The sequence below is a fragment of the Leptospiraceae bacterium genome (genome assembly GCA_015075105.1).
Classification (GTDB): domain Bacteria; phylum Spirochaetota; class Leptospiria; order Leptospirales; family Leptospiraceae; genus JABWCC01.
Genome location: JABTUZ010000002.1, coordinates 244,365 through 264,970 on the forward strand (window position 1 = coordinate 244,365; position 20,606 = coordinate 264,970).

The 20,606-nt window shown below is 33.7% G+C and carries 20 protein-coding genes; 13 read left to right on the forward strand and 7 right to left on the reverse strand.

Annotation, left to right across the window (positions count from 1 at the left end; translation table 11 throughout):
* Positions 1 to 448: 448 nt before the first annotated feature.
* The 3 genes from HS129_11090 (at position 449) to HS129_11100 (ending at position 2,577) form a co-directional block, all read left to right on the forward strand.
* Positions 449 to 682 carry a hypothetical protein gene (locus HS129_11090; GenBank protein MBE7412583.1) on the forward strand — a complete coding sequence of 78 codons (234 nt, stop codon included), beginning with the start codon at positions 449 to 451 and terminating at the stop codon, positions 680 to 682.
* A 93-nt stretch (positions 683 to 775) separates the two neighbouring features.
* Positions 776 to 2,119, forward strand: coding sequence for an ATP-binding protein (locus HS129_11095; GenBank protein MBE7412584.1), 1,344 nt, complete (start codon positions 776 to 778; stop codon positions 2,117 to 2,119).
* 89 nt (positions 2,120 to 2,208) lie between these two features.
* The gene (locus tag HS129_11100; protein MBE7412585.1) at positions 2,209 to 2,577 is read left to right on the forward strand and encodes a VOC family protein; all 369 of its coding nucleotides are present in this window, start codon (positions 2,209 to 2,211) and stop codon (positions 2,575 to 2,577) included.
* 4 nt (positions 2,578 to 2,581) lie between these two features.
* Here the strand turns inward: HS129_11100 and HS129_11105 are convergent, their stop codons facing one another.
* Positions 2,582 to 2,800, reverse strand: a complete 219-nt coding sequence (locus tag HS129_11105; protein ID MBE7412586.1) for a hypothetical protein — start codon at positions 2,798 to 2,800, stop codon at positions 2,582 to 2,584.
* Positions 2,801 to 2,913: 113 nt separating this feature from the next.
* On the opposite strand from HS129_11105, the gene HS129_11110 reads away from it, so the two are divergent.
* Positions 2,914 to 4,389: a hypothetical protein gene (locus HS129_11110; GenBank protein ID MBE7412587.1), complete on the forward strand. Its 1,476-nt coding sequence runs from the start codon at positions 2,914 to 2,916 to the stop codon at positions 4,387 to 4,389.
* Between the two features lie 3 nt (positions 4,390 to 4,392).
* Here the strand turns inward: HS129_11110 and HS129_11115 are convergent, their stop codons facing one another.
* From HS129_11115 to tsaE, 4 genes are read right to left on the reverse strand one after another with little or no spacing between them, the layout of a single operon-like run.
* Positions 4,393 to 5,127, reverse strand: coding sequence for a hypothetical protein (locus tag HS129_11115; protein ID MBE7412588.1), 735 nt, complete (start codon positions 5,125 to 5,127; stop codon positions 4,393 to 4,395).
* Positions 5,128 to 5,162: 35 nt separating this feature from the next.
* Complete coding sequence (locus tag HS129_11120) at positions 5,163 to 7,307, reverse strand: VacB/RNase II family 3'-5' exoribonuclease (GenBank protein MBE7412589.1); 2,145 nt, start codon at positions 7,305 to 7,307, stop codon at positions 5,163 to 5,165.
* Positions 7,304 to 7,948, reverse strand: a complete 645-nt coding sequence (tsaB, locus tag HS129_11125; protein MBE7412590.1) for a tRNA (adenosine(37)-N6)-threonylcarbamoyltransferase complex dimerization subunit type 1 TsaB — start codon at positions 7,946 to 7,948, stop codon at positions 7,304 to 7,306. Before tsaB ends, HS129_11120 begins: the two co-directional genes overlap by 4 nt.
* Entirely contained in the window at positions 7,948 to 8,367 is a 420-nt protein-coding gene (gene tsaE / locus HS129_11130; protein ID MBE7412591.1) for a tRNA (adenosine(37)-N6)-threonylcarbamoyltransferase complex ATPase subunit type 1 TsaE, read from the reverse strand. The genes tsaB and tsaE overlap by 1 nt, the downstream gene beginning before the upstream one ends.
* Positions 8,368 to 8,554: 187 nt before the next feature.
* Between tsaE and HS129_11135 the strand changes: the two genes are divergently transcribed.
* The 6 genes from HS129_11135 to HS129_11160 all read left to right on the forward strand — a co-directional run bounded on the left by HS129_11135 (position 8,555) and on the right by HS129_11160 (position 14,641).
* A complete protein-coding gene (locus HS129_11135) occupies positions 8,555 to 8,911 on the forward strand; it encodes a phage holin family protein (GenBank protein ID MBE7412592.1) in 357 nt (118 codons plus the stop codon).
* Positions 8,912 to 9,081: 170 nt separating this feature from the next.
* Positions 9,082 to 10,593 (forward strand): c-di-GMP phosphodiesterase, encoded by a 1,512-nt coding sequence (locus tag HS129_11140; protein MBE7412593.1) that lies wholly within the window; start codon positions 9,082 to 9,084, stop codon positions 10,591 to 10,593.
* A 1-nt stretch (position 10,594) separates the two neighbouring features.
* On the forward strand, positions 10,595 to 11,716 hold the full coding sequence (gene aroC, locus HS129_11145) for a chorismate synthase (protein MBE7412594.1): 1,122 nt from the start codon (positions 10,595 to 10,597) through the stop codon (positions 11,714 to 11,716).
* A complete protein-coding gene (rfbD, locus tag HS129_11150) occupies positions 11,709 to 12,575 on the forward strand; it encodes a dTDP-4-dehydrorhamnose reductase (protein MBE7412595.1) in 867 nt (288 codons plus the stop codon). Before aroC ends, rfbD begins: the two co-directional genes overlap by 8 nt.
* A gap of 115 nt (positions 12,576 to 12,690) precedes the next feature.
* Positions 12,691 to 14,127, forward strand: a complete 1,437-nt coding sequence (locus HS129_11155) for a (2Fe-2S)-binding protein (protein MBE7412596.1) — start codon at positions 12,691 to 12,693, stop codon at positions 14,125 to 14,127.
* Positions 14,114 to 14,641 carry an NADH-quinone oxidoreductase subunit I gene (locus HS129_11160; GenBank protein MBE7412597.1) on the forward strand — a complete coding sequence of 176 codons (528 nt, stop codon included), beginning with the start codon at positions 14,114 to 14,116 and terminating at the stop codon, positions 14,639 to 14,641. Before HS129_11155 ends, HS129_11160 begins: the two co-directional genes overlap by 14 nt.
* Before the next feature lie 37 nt (positions 14,642 to 14,678).
* Here the strand turns inward: HS129_11160 and HS129_11165 are convergent, their stop codons facing one another.
* Positions 14,679 to 15,782 (reverse strand): DegT/DnrJ/EryC1/StrS aminotransferase family protein, encoded by a 1,104-nt coding sequence (locus tag HS129_11165; protein MBE7412598.1) that lies wholly within the window; start codon positions 15,780 to 15,782, stop codon positions 14,679 to 14,681.
* Positions 15,783 to 15,980: 198 nt separating this feature from the next.
* Between HS129_11165 and HS129_11170 the strand changes: the two genes are divergently transcribed.
* The 3 genes from HS129_11170 to HS129_11180 are packed head-to-tail and all read left to right on the forward strand — an operon-like array spanning position 15,981 to position 19,996.
* Complete coding sequence (locus HS129_11170; protein MBE7412599.1) at positions 15,981 to 18,560, forward strand: transglycosylase domain-containing protein; 2,580 nt, start codon at positions 15,981 to 15,983, stop codon at positions 18,558 to 18,560.
* A 1-nt stretch (position 18,561) separates the two neighbouring features.
* The gene (locus HS129_11175; GenBank protein ID MBE7412600.1) at positions 18,562 to 19,515 is read left to right on the forward strand and encodes a hypothetical protein; all 954 of its coding nucleotides are present in this window, start codon (positions 18,562 to 18,564) and stop codon (positions 19,513 to 19,515) included.
* The gene (locus HS129_11180) at positions 19,502 to 19,996 is read left to right on the forward strand and encodes a hypothetical protein (GenBank protein ID MBE7412601.1); all 495 of its coding nucleotides are present in this window, start codon (positions 19,502 to 19,504) and stop codon (positions 19,994 to 19,996) included. The genes HS129_11175 and HS129_11180 overlap by 14 nt, the downstream gene beginning before the upstream one ends.
* Here HS129_11180 and HS129_11185 read toward each other — a convergent pair.
* Positions 19,926 to 20,603 (reverse strand): CoA pyrophosphatase, encoded by a 678-nt coding sequence (locus HS129_11185; GenBank protein ID MBE7412602.1) that lies wholly within the window; start codon positions 20,601 to 20,603, stop codon positions 19,926 to 19,928. The genes HS129_11180 and HS129_11185 overlap by 71 nt on opposite strands.
* Between the last annotated feature and the right edge of the window lie 3 nt (positions 20,604 to 20,606).

Here is a 20,606-nt window from a genome sequence, read left to right on the forward strand (position 1 = left end):
AATTGCTCACCTTTCACGCAAAAATGTGGGAACTCCATCTTTTTGAGGAATTTCACATTTAATGCGGGTTCAGAACTTTTTCTGTAAAAACTAAAAAAATTTTTCTAAATTTAAATAAATTTTATTTCTATCACGATATTATTTTACCTTATATCAAGGGGTAGGGATAGTAGAGTGGGGATCAGGGATAGAGGAATGAAGATTTTATATTAGGAGAATACTATGAACCCAAAAAATTTGAGCAGAACAATCAGTCTGCTTATTCAGAAAAATTTATGGATGAGTTTAATTCGAGGACTGAAACTATTTCGAGAGAAGATTACTTTCAATCAATTGCTGGAGATATAGGAATGTTACTACTTTGGCAGACTTTGAAAAGTTGGATTGTGTGAAGACGGTGTATCAGGAAGAAGGCAAAATTGCATAAAAGAAGAACTTTCGTCCGGAGATTGCAGATTGGATTGAGCTTGGCGAATTTGCTCAATGGCTTGGTATTTCCCGAACGGCTCTTTTTACTCTTCTTTTGTTGCTTGACATTGCCGGATGGGACATAATCATCCCTGCCAAGTTCTATGACTTTGGAGTTCCACCCAAGGTCAGTTCTATTGCGGTAGGAGTTTACCTCTCCAAGAGAAAAACTATACGATACAATAGGCTGATACGACATAAGAAAAGAGAATAGCGAAAACAACCATATAAAGAAGCTTAAAAAAACAATAAAGATAAAAAATACACGAGCCAATCTATGTCCTTTTTGTTTACGGAAAAACATATATTGAAAACTATGCAAATACCACATATAAAAACGATGAATCCTTCAAAAGAAAAGATCTCTTTTAGCGTCTATGCTAAAACTCCTAAAATCATCAACGAAATCCAGAAAGGAGCACAAAACGCTGAGGAGGAAGATAAATTTTATCAACCTCATATAACATCTGAGCTATACAAAGCTGTTGATTATTTAAATTATGGACAATCTAAATCAAGACTGTTTATTGTAGAATTTGACGCAAACGATGAAGAATTGATCAACACTCTTGCCAAAATTCATGACGACCCTTGGCTACATGGAACAGTGATTGTTGTTATTTCTTCAAAATTATCTAAATTAGAAATGGATCAATTGCTCAAGTTTGGAGTGATTGATTTCATCAGTATCAATGAAATAAAATATAAATTTCCAACTGTAATAAAAATCATCACAAGCAATACAGAAATATTTGAATCTCAACAATTTATTGCAGAGCATTCTACACAAAAGAAAGGAACGATTACGATTAAAAATAGCTTATTGCTTGTTCCCAAAGCGACAAATATTTTATTAAATTTTTGTTATGCGGTTGGATTTCGAAATTTAGACACCTACTCAAAAATTTCAATTTGTCTGCACGAGATGATTACAAACGCTATTGAGCACGGAAATTGTGAAATTGGTTATAGCATGAAGACCAATATCATAAACCAGAATTTGAATATAGTGGACATTGTCAAAGAAAGAGCATCGCTCCCTGAAAATCTAAATAAAAGAGTTAGAGTTCGCTACAATATCAATAGCAAAAGGGCAGTAATTGTAGTAATAGACGAGGGAAAAGGGTTCAACTCTACCGATATACCCAATCCGTTAAATGAAGACAATGTGTTCATGGTTCATGGAAGAGGAATCATGATGACCAGAACTTTTGTGGATGAAATGTCTTATAATACTAAGGGAAACAAGGTTCGCTTAGTATTTTATAATGAGTTGGAAGTGTTAAGGCGAGAAGGAGATTTACATCAACTTACCTCAGAGCCTGTCCTACATTTAAAGGCTGGTGAAGTTTTATTTGAAGATGATTCAGAGAGTGATTACTTTTATTATATATTGAGTGGTAAATTAGGAGTCTATGTAAATAATAAGCAGGTTGCGATTTCTACACCGGAAGATATGTTTGTAGGGGAAATGGCTTTTTTACACCACAATAGAAGAACAGGAACAGTAAAAGCTTTATCGAGTGCAAAATTACTCCCCATTTCCAGAAATGGTTTCATTAATATGATAAAAAAATATCCTTACGCCGGTGTATTTTTAGCAAGGCTTTTGACTAAGAGGCTTGCAGAGAAAAATCGAGAAACTACATAAAAACTAAAAGAAATAAAAAAACTCATAGAAATTTTCGTGGACAATCTGACTTTTTATGATATTATGACATTAAAGGTGTAAAAATCAAGATGATTATAGTAGAAAACATAGATCATATCAATATTGCAGTCACAGACTTGGAGTCTTCGGCAAAGTTTTATTCTGAATTATTTGATTTTGAAGTATTAAACAACCGTGACAATGAATCTATACTTATGACTCTTGATCCGATCAAGATTAAATTAATCAAAATCGACAAAGTAAAAAACCAGCTAACTGAGCTTGGACTTCCTACTTTAAGTTTCACAATGGATGTTGACGATTTCACGGAGGCAATCAACGAGATTGAGGCTAAAAAAATAAAGATAGAGAAAGGCCCTGAAGAAATCGATGGTGGTGAGTCTTTACTTTTTTCAGATCCGAGTGGAAACCTAATCGAAATCTACTATCAAGAATAAACTCCTACGCTAATTTATCTACGATTGCCCCACGTACTTTATAAAAATCTGTAGCTTGAGTAGGGCTAATCGCTTTAGAGTTTCTTTCACTTTTGTTTTGTTGAGAATTTATATTCAAATCCCCTCCAACAACCCCGATTTCTCGAGGCACTTTTTTTGATTCCATCAGATTTAACGGATCTTGTGTTTTTCCTCCTAAACTTGGAGCGGAAATTATTTTCATAAGCTCTCCTGTGCAACAATATTAAATTTTATCGCACGATTTACAGATTGTCAAGTAAATTCTATTTAATTTTACTTGACTAAAAAAAATTTAAGTGCACTCAATATAGCAATATGAACATAATATCTAAAAATGAAGAGCTGGAACTCCAAAAGATTGATATTTTTAGAAAAGGGTATCCTGCATTTTTAGAGAATATGAATATGCTTGCAAATGGGATATCCACTTTTCTTATGTCCGGTCAAATTTCAGAGCAAAGCAAAAAAGAACTTATCCCTATAAGAAAATCTATTGATACTGAACTTCAAAATATTCAGCAATTTACACGAAAAATTACTTTTGAAATTGATAATAAAAATCTTGAACCAGTCGCAAGAAAAGACTTTTATTCATTTTTTCCAAATGGAAAGCAAGACTCCCAGATGTTGGAATTTCTAATATTCTTTAAAACTTTTGAACACCTTAGAGATTATTTTTTAATCGTTGGAAAAAGCTGGAATATAATCAGAAATGCAATATTTGAAACAAATTTCAGCGATAAAAATTTTAAATCAGAGCAATTAATTTCTTATAGAATTCTTCCAGCAATGGATCGTATGGAAGCTCTGAAAACTGCGTTGGTTAGAATGGCAAGACTTCTTTCGATTAGTGATGCAGACAGAATTTTTGAACAAAAAGCAATTTTCAAACCTAACTATAACAAAGAAACGACATACAAACTTTCAAGTTTATTTCTAACAAACTTTGAAACTCAAGGTAGTTATAACGTTATGGATGATTTAGATTTAAGTGAGGTAAAAACTCCCTCACCAAAAATTCCAACACCTACCGAGAAATCTTTCATTGAAAAACAAGAGAAGTCAAAATCCAGTCCAAGTTTTCTTAACGCTGGCGGAAAAATGACGTGGAACAACAACTCACACTATTTCATCCAATACGATGCACATAAAGCAGAAGAGGAAAGACAGCTTTTTGCAAACACGTTAAAAGCAGACACTCATATTGGAGCAGAAGAGGAAAGGCTAAAATCTGATTTGATTAGAAAAATCAGCTCTAAAGAATTTAAAACCAGATCCAAGGAATTGGTAGAGCAAGAGTATATGAATTTTTTAGAACAGTATTTTAATTTTTGTATTGATATCACTGCATTAAATATAGGAATTCAACCCCAACTAAAAAATATTTTTATATTCCATTTAGGTCCTTCTCATTTTTATATGCTTGTAAAAAAATTTTTAATCGAAGCCAATACAGGTTTTCTACATGTACGATCTTCCGACGGAAAAAAAGTAACTAAAATTATTCCAGGGGAACTAATAAAAAAAAGAGTACTTCAATTTTGGGAGAGTGCAATACTTCCAAAGATAGGAGAAGAGAAAAACAATCTTACAGCCTTAAAAAAAATTATTGAAAAAGTAGAGATTAAATACAAGGAAATTTCACTTCATACAATCGAGATGTATGATCAACTTCCTTTAGATGTTAAAGCATCTAAACCGAGAGCTGCAATTTTTAGAGAAAAAATGAGCGAATGGATGGGAGCAACGAATATAATTGTGTTCAAAAGATTTTTAAAAGTAGAGCTTTAATATTTAGTTGTGAGTAACAGTACAATTTCCGCTCAACGCAGTTACAAAATATTGTGCAGTGTAGGGTCCATTCAAAGTTATCGTAAAAGGATTTGTAGTATAGGTTTCTTGAGATGGAACGCAACTGGAAGAAAAATGTCTGACAACAACCCCCGAAGCATAACTCTCACAAGAAATAGTAATCGTATTGGCTCCACTATTTAAGTATGATTTGAATGCTTTCGTTGAAGATTGTTTATAATTTACAGTAGTAGTTTTTCCTTGTTCAACAAGATTTTCGGCCCCGTGAGAGTTTGAATAAGGAGTATAGCAATCAATATAGAAGTCAGATGTAGCACATGAAATACCGCTACGTCCATCATAACTGGAACAACTTCCTCCATTGTTCACAATTGAAAGAAGACCAGAAGTGGCTCCTGTAGGAACCGATGTACGAATTTCAGTAGTAGAAGCATAACTTACAGCAGCCGGCACTCCATTAAACATAACAGTGTTCCCTGTTAAAGAAGAAGTAAACCCGCGTCCGGTTATAATTACATCAGTAGCGACATAAGTTTCCCCGGAGATTGATTGGAAAGGAGAGCCTTTTTGAGTAGAAAGAGAAGTGATCAATGGAGTAAAAGAAGAAGAAGCTAACAATGAAGAAATACTGTCATTCTTAGAATCAGACTTGCTACAAGAAAAAAATAAAAATATTCCTGACAAAATAATCAATTTGCTATTTCTAAAAAGATTCATAATTTTTTTTATACTCTATACAAAAATAATTGCAACTATTTAATTATCGGAGATAGATAAATTTTAATTTCTTCGATATCAATTTTTTCTAAATTTAATTCTAAAATCTGTCCTAAAAAAAATTGTTTTGCATATTTCTTAGACACAAACGAAAAATCATTTGGAATCACTAACTCACCTTCATTTGTAAAATGCTTAATATGTACTACCCCTTCTACAGGTGGAGAGATTAATTCAACAAAAACACTTTGAGGACGAATTCCTGTTATAGCGCCTTTGAACTCTTTGATTCCTGTAGCTTCTAAATAACGACAGGTTTTTAATTTTACAATATCTCTTTCTGCGTCTGCTGCAATTCTTTCTTTTTCAGAGCATTGATTACCCATAATCCCGATCTCTTCTTCTGAATACGGAGGCTCCTCTGATTTCAAAATAGAATGCAAAACTCGATGAACAACTAAATCAGGATATCGCCTGATAGGAGAAGTGAAGTGACAATAGTCTTTAAACCCAAGCCCCCAATGTCCGACAGCATCTCCTCCATAGTACGCTTGCATAAAACTTCTTAGTAAAAAATAATTGAAAATTTTTTCACAAGCCTGCCCGGAGACTACTTGCAAAGCATTTTCTATTTCTTTGTAACTTGAATTTTTTATTGTATGTTGAAATCCGTACAATTTTAAAAATAGATTAAGAGTTTCTAATTTTTCTTCATCCATTGACTCGTGAATTCTGTATAGAGCTGGCACTTTTTTCTTTCGTAAAAATTCTGCTACTTTGATATTTGCCGACAACATCAACTCTTCGATCAATACATGACTTTTTAATCTGGATTTTTCTTGGATTGCAACGATGGAGTTGTTATCGCCCATCACTATAGAATTTTCTTTTAAATTGAGATCGACCCTACCAGATTTTTTTCTGTCATTTCTCATTGCGTCTGTAAACTTTAAAAGTTTTACAAACCAATCAGACTCACTTCCATTTAAAATTCTTTCTTCTGCTTCTTCGTAAGTAAATCTCTTATCTACTTTTATAATACTTTTATAAAACTTGGCAGAAATAATTTTTCCTTCCCAGTTCCCTTCCATCTCAACAGTAAACGCAAGGCGATTTTTTTCTGCTACAAGACTGCATAGATTTTCAGATAACTCCGGTGGGAGCATTGGCACTACCCTATTCGCAAGATATACGGAAGTAGAACGATTGTAAGCTTCTTTATCTAAGTCAGAAAATATCTCTACATAATTTGAAACATCAGCAATATGAACGTAAAACTTTATTTTACCCTCTGTCTCTGTATAACTAACAGCGTCGTCAAAATCTTTTGCGGTCTCTCCATCTATAGTCACTGCATACAGTTCTCGCAAATCAACTCTGTCACTCCAGTCGCTTACAGTTTTATCATTTACTTCATCGGGGAAATTTATGGATACAGTCTCAGGAAAAAACAAATTCAAATCATACTTCATCAAAATTCTAAAAAAATCTTTATCTTCTTTTGTGTCTGATTCAAACCTTACAAAAATTGCTTCGTGTTGATTTTCTTCATAATGAGAGACAGTTTTTAAAGTTACGATTAAAATGTCGTCGATAGAAATTCTTTTTAAATTTTCAGAGAGTATGGACTTGGATTGAATGATCCCGATACATTCTTCTCCCGGCATATCTAAAAATTTTCCTACGATATATTTTGGATCTAAAGATGTTATTTTTAATCTATAAAATGTTCGCCCACGTTTTAAAATTTTTAAAACAGAGCCTTCTAATTTTCCTTTTTTCCCAAAACCAAGAGGTGAAATTTTTACTATATCTCCATGGATAGAATTTTCAGTAAATTGGGAAGGGATAAAAACTTCGGAACCGGATTGCATTTTCACAAATCCGTCTCCTTTTTTCGAGATAGATATTTTCCCAGATAAATAAAATGGTGACGCTATTTTGTAAAATTTTTTATCTTTTGTGATTAAATTTTCTTCTTCAAGAAATGATAAGAATTCTTTTAGTATGGACTCTTTCTCGTGACTTTTATCTTTATTGTGATTGTTAAATAATTTTTTTCCTTTCTTATCAACTTTTTGATTTGCAAAATTTTTCAGTAATTCGGTGTAGTTGACTTCTTTTCCTGATTTGCCTTGCAAGTATTCATAAATTTTTGTTATAATCCTATCTCTCTTCACTTTTTCTTTTCCTTGGCATAAGTACCTCTCATATAATTTGGTTTTAAACTATTGTAGTTATATTCATTTAAAGATATATTTCTTTTTAACAATTCTTTTAAGAAAAATTGAATTCCCGGAATATCCGAATTTATATCTTTAGAGTTTTCAATTTTTCCTTGAGTTGAATAAATGTTGCAATTCGACTTTTCTACAGAAAATGTATTAAAGACCTCTTCTTTTGAAATATCGTAACAACCGTCAAAACGATCTTCTTTCATCATTGCAGAGAAAAATTTATTTTGCCCGCCTTCAATTAAAACAATAGAAGATTTTTTTTCTTTTTCAAAATAGTATCCGCAATAAAATTCAATGCTATTTATCCCAACAACAGGAATATTCCAAATCTGTGCTAGGTTTCTTGCAGTAGATACACAAATTCTAATCCCAGTAAAAGATCCTGGCCCGTTGCATGCGATGATAAGATCAGGTTTTTCTATTTCAGATTTTTCTAAAGCGATTGAAATTTCCTTCACTAAACGAAAAGATGATTCTCTTGGAAAAAATCCTTTCAAACTATGTTTTAAATTGATAGTATCCGTAAAATTATATATCTCAACTACCAGCCAATCATTTGTCGCATCAAAAAATAAAATATTCATTATAAAATCTTTATATCAAAATTACGCATTGTTTCCGATTCAATTTTAATTTCAACCTCAACTGCATTTTTAGGAATAGAACCCTTTGCAATTTTCCACCATTCTATGATCGTGATATTTTGCAGAGCTAAAACTTCTTCAAATCCTATACCTTCTAACTCATCCTCTGATTGAATCCGAAACAAATCAAAATGAAAAATTGAATCTTCTCCCAGTTTGTACTCGTTTAAAAAACTATATGTCGGAGAATTTATGGTTGAGTTTGACCCTAAAATCTTACACAGGTGCCTAGTGAAAGTAGTTTTGCCTGCACCCATTTCCCCGGTTAATAAAACAACATAAATATTTTTCTCTATCAGAAGAGTCCTTAGATATTTTGCAGGTGCTTCTAATTCATTTTCTTTACAATGAAATTTCATATACAACACCCCTCTGCTTTTCAAAAATAATATACAAACTTCCCTGAATAGTTTTTCTTGTACCGAATGATTAAATTCCATATAGGTTTTTTTGTATCTCAAATAAAAACTCGAACTAAAGAATAAATTTCTATGGCTCTTAAAATTATTTTCTTGTTTTCAAAATTAAAAAAAATAATGTATATCTATGAAGCAATTTTTTATCTCTATTACCCTTCAAATCCTTACCGTAATATTTCTTTTTCCATTAATTGACAGCCATTTTCAAGTTCGGGGCGGGATTCAGTCTGCTATAATTGTAGTTTTGATTTTTATTTCCTTGAATTTTGCCATAAGAAAACTCACACTAATATTCACACTTGGACTGAGTGCCCTTCTTTATTACCTAAGTCTCGGCATTGCCGGTCTTATTCTAAACGCCCTAATATTGATTTTAATAGCAAAATTATTTCCAAATTATTTAGAAGTTCCAAGTTTCTTTTCAGCCTTTGTAGGAGGAGCAGCTCTTACTTTTGCGAATTACCTCGGGAAAAGAAAGGACTAAGAATCTGGTTGACTTTTTCAGACAAAACTGCAAAATACTGCAAATCGGCGAAGATTTTCCGGCTGAAATCAGGTCAAAATTTGTTTTTTTGCCGACAATAAACAAGGAAAAAATAATATCATCTCTTTAGTAATAAAATACCAAAATTTTAATGTTATATAAAATATAATATGGCTGCCCCGCAAAATACACCTGTTAAAGAAGGATACAAACAATTTGATTTTACCGAAGAGGTACTGCAAACTTTTCGGGAACAAAGCGTAATTCCTATTGATTTTTACAATAGAGATGGTCAGATCCTAATCCATAAAAAAGAAGGAGCTTCAACCGATGATATAAACCGTTTGTTAAGGTTTGAAGCACAAGGGATTTTTTTTAGAAATGAGGATTATGAAAAACTTTTCTCTAAACAAAGTTCCAGACCAACCCATGTAAACGGTAGAGAAGTTTCTTTCACTAAACTTGTAAATGTGGATTTAACTAAAGACCTTGCAAAAGATACAAAAAATCTTTTGGGAGAATTGAAAACAAGTCCATTTCAAGGAAGACAGTTCGCCAATGTTTCTAAGTCTATTGATAATATCTTAACCGACTTTTCCAACTCAAATGATGTGGAAACAGGACTTGTGAATATTATTGAAGTAATGGGTGGAACCAACGCCGGAGTAGATTCGGAAATCATCACCAAAAGAACTGTAATCGGAATGGCACTCAAACTAAGAGGAATGAAAGCAATATCACGGGCAGAAAAAGAAATTCAAAAAGCAGAGCAGATGACTATGATGATGTCCAGTTATTTGTGTGATATAGGTTACTCGCAGATGAAGATTCCTGAACACGGAAATATCTCGGTAGAAGAATACAATTATATAAAAAACCATCCTATGGTAAGTTATCTAATGCTTGCTCCTTTAGAAGAGATTGATACAAAAATAAAGTCAAATGTTTTGAATCATCATCGCCCATACAAAGGAGAAAGCTTAAATAACAATTACCCTTCCGCAAAAGTTATAGTAGAAAAACTTTCTGTATTACAAAAAAAATACTCGGAAGATTCAGGCAAAGCGCACATAGCAAGAGATATCACCCAACAAATCAAACATATTTTAACTTACACTGGTTATGAAGAAGACACCGGGATTATTTCTATCGCAGGAGAATTTGCAGCCATGACAACCGCAAAACCTTGGCGAGATGCAATGGATTCTATGACTGCAATGAAAATTATTCTGAATAATAGTTTCTTTACGTACAATGAAAAAATTGTAAAAGATTTCTTTGATTATGTTGGGCATAGTTTGTGCGACAATAGAAGTATCTTGAACAGGGGGGATTACGTTATTACAGCCCATTCTGATTCTGGAAAAAAAGTACATTTTGAAATTTGCATAATTGTATCGATCAACCGCTCTCAAACCAGACCCATGCTCGAAAGAATCGGTACAATCCAACCGATTTTTTCCAACGTAAAAAAATTAGAGATTAAAGACTTTAATTTAACGACTATGAAATTGGATCGCAGAAAAGCCCGATACAACTTAGAATCCGGAGACCCAAGAAGAATTGTGTTTATTGTAGATCCTGGACTCAATCCAATTCTATTTGATGAGATTGATCAACAATACAGAAGAACGAATCCTAAGAATGCAGAAACAACATCGAAGGTAGAATCAAAGCAGTAAAGTGTCTTCTACTTGGGGAAAAATATTTAAAATCACTACTTTTGGGGAATCTCATGGAGCCTCAGTAGGGGTAGTAATTGAAGGAGTTCCCGCAGGAATTCCTATTCACCTTGAAGAAATCCAAAAAGACCTGACTCGAAGAAGGCCTGGACAAAGCCTACTCACTACTCCAAGAAAAGAAGATGATGAAGTCAAAGTATTGTCCGGTGTGTTTGAAGGAAAGACTATCGGCTCTCCAATAGCCTTGGTGGTGGATAATAAAAATACAATTTCCAGAGATTACGAAAAATTCAGGCATATTTACAGACCTTCTCATGCAGATTATACTTATGATGCAAAGTACGGTTACAGGTCTCACGTGGGAGGTGGTAGAGCTTCTGTAAGAGAAACCATTGGCAGGGTCGCAGCAGGTGCTATTGCGAGGGTGATCTTAAAAGAAGAGCTTGGAATAGAGACAGTAGCTTGGGTAGATTCTATCGGTGAAATTTTTGCAAATGTTTCTAATACCCCAAAATCTACTTATGAAGTAGATGCCAATGATGTGCGTTGTCCTGACTCGGAAAAAGCAAAGCTCATGGAAGAAAAAATTCGAGAAGTCAGAAAAATTGGGGACTCTGTGGGAGGAACAATTCGATCTATCAGCAGAAATGTGCCTCCTGGGCTTGGAGACCCTGTGTACGATAAATTAGAAGCTGATTTAGGAAAAGCCCTACTCTCTATCCCTGCATGCAAAGGTGTTGAATTCGGCTCTGGGTTTGATGGGTCCAAGATGACAGGGAGTACCCACAACGACGAATTTTATGTAGAAAAAGAAACAGGAAGGATTCGCACAAAAACAAATCTATCCGGTGGAATCCAAGGTGGGATCTCCAATGGAGAAGATATTCTTATTCGAGCTGCATTTAAGCCTACAGCTACAATTTCCATGTTGCAAAACACTGTAAATGATACCCCGGAAGACACAGAATTAAAAGCAGGTGGTAGGCACGACCCATGCGTACTTCCAAGAGCCGTTCCCATTGTAGAGGCTGCAATTAATTTAGTTCTCGTGGATGCGTACTTTTATCAAAGAGCTATCCAACCTAAATGGTTTTTGAAATGGTCAAAATTTAGCAATGAGTAACACTATAGGAATAGATTCAAAAAAAATACTGATCTCCGGCGGAAACGGAATGCTTGGGACAGACTTAACAAATTTATTAAAAAATCTTGAGGTAAAAATACATTCGTGCACAATTGATGATCTAAATATATGCGATTTACAATCTATTGAAAGTGTAACTCAAGAGTTTCAACCCGATATTTTTATCAACTGTGCCGCATACACCGCAGTAGATAAAAGCGAAACCGATCCATTAGCGATGCAAATCAATGGAAACGCAATAAAAAATTTAGCAGAGGTTTGCTCTAAAAAAAAAATCAAACTTGTACACTTTTCTACTGACTATATTTATTCCGGAAATTTTTCTTCTCCAATAAAAGAAACCGAAACCCCAAACCCATTAAATAAGTATGGCGAAACAAAACTAAAAGGTGATAATTTTATATTGAATCAAGATAATTTAGATTTTATCTTATTTAGAGTTCAGTGGCTCTACGGAAAACATGGAAAAAACTTTATCGACACAATTCTAAAGCTATCCAAAGAAAACCCTACAATAAAAGTAGTGAACGACCAAATCGGAAGACCCACTTCTGCACTTTTTTTGTCTAAATTAGTAGTTGAAGCCTTAGAGAATAACCTCACCGGTGTTTATAACGCAGGGCCCTCTGACTTTTGCTCATGGTTTCAATTGGCAAAATATATAGTAAAAGATAAAAATTGTGAAGTAGTGCCAATTCCTTCTTCCGAATTTCCTACCCCTGCTAAAAGACCTTTGTATTCAGTGCTATCAGTAGATAAAATTCAAAAAGCAATTCCGAAGTCTAAAGTCTTAAATTCTTCTTGGAAAGAATTAGTTGACGAATATTTAGAGACATAATCTTAAATAAAAAATATATAATGCAAAGAATAAAAAAAGTCTTTCAGTATATTTCGCTTTTTAAAATAGTATTTCAATAGTATATGTTTAATAGGTTTTTTGGAGGCATTTTAAGTTGGTAACGATCAAAATTGACGGAGTGGAGCACAAGGTAGATGAAACTAAAAATCTCATCGATGCAGTAAAAGAAGTCGGAGTTGATATACCATATTTCTGTTATCATCCCGTATTGAGTATAGTAGGAATGTGCAGAATGTGCCTGATTGAAATTGAAGGAGTACCGAAACTCCAAGTTGCCTGCAACACTCCTATTAAAGAAGGACTATCCATAATTACCAAAAGCCCAAGAGTAAAAGAAGCCAGACAAGGAACTATGGAATTTTTACTCATCAACCACCCTCTTGATTGCCCTGTTTGCGATAAATCCGGCGAGTGTGACTTACAAGACAATTCTTTTGGTTCGGGAGAAGGTGCATCTAAATTTACATTTCCTAAAAGAGAAATCCCTCAAGAAGAAATCGGCGACAATTTAATTATCAATCACAACCGTTGCATCCTTTGTTATAGGTGTGTAAGATTAGAAAGAGAGCACGTAGGCGAAGCAAATCTCGGACTATTTGAGAGAGGCTACCATTCCATCATTGGTCTTGCAAGCAGTGAGACCATTTCTCATAATTACCAAGGAGCACTTTCAGATATTTGCCCGACGGGTGCACTTTTGAACAAGAACATGCTATTCAAATCAAGAGTATGGTGGTATAAGACAGCTAAGTCTATTTGCCATGGTTGCAGTACAGGTTGCAACGTTGAGACTAACGTCCGTGATAATAAAATGTTCAGATATAAGACAAGAGAAAATCCTGAACTCGGAATGTATTTTCTATGCGATACAGGTAGATTTGATTTAGAATGGATAAACTCTAACAGGTTGCATTCTTATTTAGACAAAGGTATAGAAAAAACAAGCTCAGAAGTGATTTCTAAGATTACAGAAAAAATAAAATCTTCCAAGAAAATTGGTGTAATCGGCGGAGCACGCGAGTCCAATGAAAACTTGTCTTCGATTCAATCTATTTTGAAAAAAACAGGCAAAGAATTTGTGTTTGAAGTAAGGGTAAATGAAGCCCAGTACAAGCCTACCGAACAAGTTGACTTTTTGCTTACTAAAGATCGCCACCCGAACACGAAAGGCGCAGTTGACTTAGGCTGCACTTCTAAAAGTGAAATAACAGGAATAGTAAAAGAATTTAACGATGGTGGTATAGACTTACTTTTTATTATCAAAGAGGAGATTCCAAAAGGTCTAACAGGAAAAGGGACAATTGTTTTATTGCAGACAAATTTAACAGAAGATACTTCCAAAGCTGAATATTCTATTCCTATAAAAGTATTTGCAGAGCAAACTGGAACATTTACGAACAAAAATGGAGTTAAGCAGAATTTTGAACTATCATTGATTCCTGTACAGGGACTACCTTCATCTGGAGAATTTTTCTTTAGGCTGTCCAATGAACTATTAAACAAAAAGGAGCTTGCAGTTGGCAACCGTTAATGTAGTGAATGTGGCTGAACGCCATAAGTTTTCCTGGTACGAAAAATTTTATTTTTATTCTATATTTGTAGGGATGTGGATCACCTTAAAGCACTTTGTAAAAACTGCCTTCTTCGGTGGAGCTGTCACACTCGAATACCCTGAAAAAACCAGAAAGTATTCTTCAAGATTTCGCGGCAAGCACTCACTAAAAAGAGACGAAGAGGGAAGAGAAAGATGTACTTCCTGTTTTTGTTGTATGTGGATTTGCCCTGCCGACGCAATCAAAATCGAGGCCGGTGCAGTCACTCCTGAAATACAGCATCTTCACCCTGAGGACAAGTACGCTAAAAAATTTGAAGTTGACCTACTTAGGTGTATTTTTTGCGGATTGTGTGAGGAAGCCTGCCCGAAAGGAGCTATCTATGTAGATGGTACAGGTGAAATGGCTGCTGATAACAGACAAGACTTGATTCTTACCAAAGAAATGATGACTGAAAAAATTGGTGGTCCAATTAAAGGTAGAAGACTGTAATAGAATTCTATCTTGTATTCAAGATTTATTTAGAAATTTAAAAGATGCCTCTAAGTGAGCTAGAGATTCTATTTACATTATCTTTAGTTAAATTCGGATAAATAGGAATACAATGACCTCTTTGAAATAGTCTTTCTGCATTTGGAAAATCGCTATTTGACAAATTCATTGTTCTGTGAATTGGCTCTTTAATTGTTCTGTCTGTCGCAATATGGATCGAGTCAAAATATCTTTGTACCTCATCGTAAGGTTTCCCTACCACAATAGGAAATCTATTGAATTGATCTTCTCCTACTTTCTTAAAATACGTTTCGTGTGACGAGCCTAAAAGAGATTGAAGATAGGCTTGAGCAATTTTTCTTTTTCGATCTACAATAATACCGAGCTTGGACAATTGCTCAATACCGATCGCTGCCTGATAGTCGATTAGGCTATAATCTAATTGCAGACTTATTTGTTTTCTGTCTTTGCACTTCTCAGGAATATATGATCGAATGCTTGGTGCGTATTTGTCGTTTGAGGTTGTTAAAATTGCACCATTCCCTATCGTAATCACAGAATCCATGGAGAGCCCACAAATAGAAATTGTTCCTTGTTTACCTACTTTCACCTCGTCTGAGTCTGCACCAACTGCTTCAGAAAAGTCTTCGATTACAGGGACTTCTCCTGTTTCGTAATCAGAAATTTTCAGTAATCCTCCAAAAGAATGACTGAATATAGCTGCTTTAATATTTTCTGAATGAATTTTTGACTTTACGGATTCTAGATCCGGATGAAAAGAATTCTTTCCTAAATCCACAACAACAGGAATCGCCTTCATGAGTAAGATTGCATTTAAGGCAGAAGGATGAGAAAAAGAAGATAGAAGAATTTTGTCTCCCTCTTGAATTTCTAAACTAAGTAGAGCCAAATGGTATGCAGAAAAAATTGAATTTACTGCAATTGGATTTTTCAGACCGAGTGTTGACTTAAAATCTTTTTCAAACCGTTCAACTACACTGCCTGCCTCTAATTGATCTTCGATTAAACAATCCAGCACTCTTTCCAATTCTTCCTTAGACAGAGTGGGCTTTCTATATTCGATCCTTCTCGAAATAGATTTTGTTTTTTCAATGAGTTCTAAACCAATTGGAATTGCCATATTATGTCACATATACTTAATGAGACATAATATGTAAAGAAATAATTATAAATATTTTTTGGAATTTTTGTATAAATAACAGAAAGCACAACTCGAAAAAAAACCCTTCTAAAGTTTTTGCAGTAGATTTGTGGTTTTTAAAATTTTCATAAGCTTGTAAGTTTTCAATTTCTCCGATACTTTCTATAGAGGAGATTTATGAATTCTGTTATTTCTAAAGAAACCGAAACAATATTCCTTTGCAAAGCCTGTGAAACGAGATCAAGAATTAGTTTAGCTTTTCCTGAAGACGGGATTTATAGAATTACATGCTACAACTGCAATACTCCTTCTAAAGCAAAAATACAAAACGGAAAATTTATTTTTCTAGAAGAAGTTACAGAAGAAAAAAATAATTTTTCTCTCGATACACTTTTTCAGGACAAAGAAAAATTACAGAAAGAAGAACTATCTGAATTTATTTCTAATTCAAAAGAAAGGGAGCAACAAAATAGTAAAAAGCCAGATCCGTCTCCGGTATCAAAGTTTTTAAGAAAAGCAATTAGTGATATTAAAGAAAAAAAATGGATTCCGTTATTTAAAAAAGAGACTTCTAATTTTACTCAACCGTTTATACGCTCTATAAAATTTCAGAAAAAAATTAATGTAAATAATTTCAGCAGTAATAAAAAAATCCTTTTTCTCACAGTTCCAGTTATATTTTTTTTGATTCTTACGGGGTGGAATATTTTTGAGATTTCTAATTATAAATCAGAGATAAATACTCTTTTAGCAGAGTTGAATAAAAACAAACCATCAAAGATACTCGACTCAAATGGAAAAATAGTTTCAGAGATTTTTCAAAAAAGAACAAGCTCTATGAAAATAGGTGATTATCCAAATGATTTAAAAAAAATAATCCTGAGAATAGAAGACAATAATTTTTACTCTCACTTTGGCATAAATGTGTTTTCAATATTTCGAGCAATGGCGGTTAACGTACTTTCATTTGAGTACAAGCAAGGAGCTTCTACAATTACGCAACAACTCGCAAGAATACTAATCAACAATAGAAAAAAAAGTATATTTAGAAAGATCAAAGAAGCACAAATCGCTTTTGCTCTGGAATTATCTTTAACAAAGGATCAAATTTTAGAAGCGTATCTAAACCAAGTGTATCTCGGGCATGGTGCTTTTGGGTTCGGGGATGCTGCAAGATTTTACTTTGATAAGCAAATTACCGATTTATCTCAAAACGAAATTATCTTACTCGCTTCTTTAGCTTCTGCCCCAGGAAAATATTCTCCTATAAAAAATCCGGAAACTTCAAAGATTAGACTAAAATCTCTTTACACTTTGCTAACAGATAAAGGATTTATCAAAGAATACCAAGAATCTGAAATAAACCTATTATACAATTCTTTAAAAAGAAAGCCATCGGATACTGTTTTTAATACAAGACTCGATAAAGCACCTTATGTAACAGAGCATATCAGAGAATTACTAAAGTCCATCGACCCAACAATTAGTATTTATGAGCAGGGAGGATATACAGTTGAAACTACTCTGAATGTAGAAATTCAAGATACGTTAGACGATATAGTAAAAACTCATTTGAATAATCTTCTTTTGAGTAAGCAAGTAGTGAAAACAAAAATTATCGGTGGACAAAAAGTTAAAGACGATAGAAAAATCGACAACAACGATCTCCAAGCAGCAGTGATTGGCGTAAATCCAACTTCCGGGGAAATTTTATTTTTTCATGGAGGTAGAGAATTTTCCTCACTAAATCAATTCAATCGCGCTATTCAAATGAGAAGACAAACAGGCTCTACTATCAAACCCATTCTTTATGCGGCAGCCATTGACTCAGGCGCAGTTCATTCTGGAACAAGAGTGCTAGATGCACCGATTTTATTTAGAGGGATGAAAGGCCAAAAAAACTGGGCACCAGACAATATAGGAATGACTTACGACGGAGAAATCAGTGTTAGAGAAGCCTTGATCCGATCCAAAAATACTGCCGCAGTTCAAGTAGCAGAAAAATTAGGCTCTGAAGGAATAGATAAATACTATTCTTTGTTCTTTTTTCCTGATACAAAAGAAAAACAAAAACGATTCAGAAATGATTTGTCGGTTTCTTTGGGTACTTTAGAGATTTCTCCTTTAGAAATGGCGATTGCTTTTGGAGCGTTCTCAAATGACGGGAAAATTGTAAGACCAACTCTAATTAAAAAAATAACCGATAACACAGGTAAGATAATATATACAAAAGAAAATAAAGACGAGTTCAATTTAAAAATCCCTAAAGAGAGAAATGTGATTTCGCCTGACGCATCTGAAGTCATTGTGAGTATAATAAAATCGAGCGCCAATGCAAGTGGTTTTCGTTCAACAGGCATTAAATCAGAGATTGCCGGAAAAACTGGAACTACAAATGATTACAAAGACGCTTGGTTTATCGGTACAAGAAAAAATTTTGCGATGGCTGTCTGGGTTGGTTACGATGACCAGTCTTACGGGATGGGAAACAGAGGTATGGGTGCAGTGTTTGCTGCACCTCTTTGGGGGAAGATTGGGAAAAAAATTGAAGACTTAAATCTTATGCCAAAAGAAAATTTTACTTTTTCAAAAAGAGCGACCTTCCATAAGATTTGTAAAGATTCTGGAGACTTAGCATCGGATACTTGTGTAAACACTTTATCGGAGATTTTTTCTTCCAATGGAATTCCAAGTAAAATTTGTAACTTAAAGCATACTAAGTCAACAAAAAGAGAGATATTAAAAAAAATCTTCTGACATGTCGTATTTAAAATGGATTAGTATAGCATTCTTTCTTTTTGGACCTACTTGGTCTATCTCATCGAGAGATGCCATGTCCTTTTACGAAGAGGCTTACAAAATTGAAAAAATTTCTCCACTACTTTCTATCCCTCTCTACGAGAAAGCAATATCAGTAAATACGAATAAGCAAGTTTTAAAAACGTGCGTTAGTCGTCTTAGGTATTTCTATCTAAAATTTGGTAAAAATGAAGAAGCTATTCTTTTAAGACAAAAGTTCGGGTCAGAGTTTGTTGGAAATAAAAACATAGAATCACTTATAGAATCTATTAGCAATGAAATTGGAGTTAGCCCCTCCTATTTATCGAGTATTGCATACTTATCTTCTAAAAGTGATGAAAAACCTGTTCACCGATTAACAGAAATTCTAAACTCAAATCCAAATAACAAACTATTTCGATTTATTTTTTCTTTAAAAATGACTCTAAGAGATTATTCATCTCTAAAAAAATTATTTGAATTAAATCCAAGCTCTGAGCCATTTTTAAAATTAGCCTTTCTTGTTAAATCAGAAGCCGAGGAAGCCGATAGTTTGCTTGATGAATTGGGAGCCGATGAGCCTCTATCTCTAAAAAGAAAATCTGATTTATTGTATTTAAAAGGAATGAGACTTCGCAGTAAAAAACAAATGAAACTAAGCGCAAGATTTTTTTTAATGAGCTCTTCTTACTCAAGAAAAGATAGAGGAATTCTTGAAGCCGCAAGAACATTGATCGCAGCAGGTAAAAAAAGTGAAGGGTGTGGCTTAATAAAACCTTCGCTTAAAATAGAAAATGAATCTGATGAAATCCTTTTATATTATTGCTCAGAAAAATCCCGTAATAAATTAAAGCAAGTTCGTTCCAGTATCCAAGTTTTATCTGAAAAAGAAAATAATCTCTTTTTTAAACGTGTCTTAAATGAAATACGCTAATTCTAAAACCAAAAAGATTTTATGGAATAAGCATTGTGTTTATACGATTTTTATTTTGTTTTGCATACACCCAAACTTATACTCTCAATCCAAAAGTCCATTTTGGGATAAACAGAGCACAGACATTGCCCTGATTTTACCAAATACTCAAATCGAGATTTGTTTAGCTAAGTCAAACTTCAATTATACCAATCACCCAAACACGGTAGATTGTAAAATTTTTGATAAAGAAAATTTTTTGTCAACGGTTGGTGAGCTTATGCCGCTTGGTAATGAATTCAAAGAAATAAAATTTGTATTAAAAAAAACCAATTCTCAAAATATTTATATCAAGGTCAAACTTGAAGAAGTATCTTATGAATTTCTTTCTATAATTTATAATAAAAATCTAAATAGTTATTTTTTAGAACTTAAAAATCACGAAAATAAATATTATCTCTATTCTTTAAATCCGAATAAAATTTTTTTCCCGTCGGAATAAAAAAAGGTGGAGTAGATATATTTGGTTTTACTTGTTGTGGTGTTCTCTGAAATCCAAGAAAGTCTTTCAAAAACTGCAATATGATTTCACAGGTAGCTCCCCATATTAGCCCGACATCGTGCTGAAAATAATAAATAAAACCGGGAGGATGTGGTTTGTATTCTATTGTATAAAAAGGTAGATTAAAAAATTCAGAAAACTTCACTGTAAATAAATACTCGACCTCTTCGCTTAAATCAAATTGAAAGTTACCAGAATAAACTCCAACATAAGATACGATTTGATACCCTGTTCGAGTTTTGATTTCAGAATACTTCCCAAGGATTTTTATAAACTCTTTTGGCTCGCCTGTTTCTTCTTCCCATTCTCTAAGCCCAGTTTCTTCCAAACTTCGGTCTGACTCGGAATACATTCCTCCTGGAAAAGAAATTTGTCCGGCGTGATTTTTTAAGGTCTCACTTCTCTTTGTCAAGATCAAAGATAAATCACCATTTGTATCTTTAAAGATAGGAATTACAACAGAAGACAATTTATAATCTTCATCTATTAAATCAGAACTCATTACGTCTCTTAGTCCTTTTTGAATATTTAAAAAATCCGAATCCAATAG

Coding starts and splice junctions, on each gene's coding strand:
- HS129_11100 (MBE7412585.1), top strand. CDS start 2,209: ATGATTATAGTAGAAAACATAGATCATATCAATATTGCAGTCACAGAC.
- HS129_11105 (MBE7412586.1), bottom strand. CDS start 2,800: ATGAAAATAATTTCCGCTCCAAGTTTAGGAGGAAAAACACAAGATCCG.
- HS129_11110 (MBE7412587.1), top strand. CDS start 2,914: ATGAACATAATATCTAAAAATGAAGAGCTGGAACTCCAAAAGATTGAT.
- HS129_11115 (MBE7412588.1), bottom strand. CDS start 5,127: ATGAATCTTTTTAGAAATAGCAAATTGATTATTTTGTCAGGAATATTT.
- tsaB (MBE7412590.1), bottom strand. CDS start 7,948: ATGAATATTTTATTTTTTGATGCGACAAATGATTGGCTGGTAGTTGAG.
- tsaE (MBE7412591.1), bottom strand. CDS start 8,367: ATGAAATTTCATTGTAAAGAAAATGAATTAGAAGCACCTGCAAAATAT.
- HS129_11135 (MBE7412592.1), top strand. CDS start 8,555: ATGAAGCAATTTTTTATCTCTATTACCCTTCAAATCCTTACCGTAATA.
- HS129_11140 (MBE7412593.1), top strand. CDS start 9,082: ATGGCTGCCCCGCAAAATACACCTGTTAAAGAAGGATACAAACAATTT.
- rfbD (MBE7412595.1), top strand. CDS start 11,709: ATGAGTAACACTATAGGAATAGATTCAAAAAAAATACTGATCTCCGGC.
- HS129_11165 (MBE7412598.1), bottom strand. CDS start 15,782: ATGGCAATTCCAATTGGTTTAGAACTCATTGAAAAAACAAAATCTATT.
- HS129_11170 (MBE7412599.1), top strand. CDS start 15,981: ATGAATTCTGTTATTTCTAAAGAAACCGAAACAATATTCCTTTGCAAA.
- HS129_11175 (MBE7412600.1), top strand. CDS start 18,562: ATGTCGTATTTAAAATGGATTAGTATAGCATTCTTTCTTTTTGGACCT.
- HS129_11180 (MBE7412601.1), top strand. CDS start 19,502: ATGAAATACGCTAATTCTAAAACCAAAAAGATTTTATGGAATAAGCAT.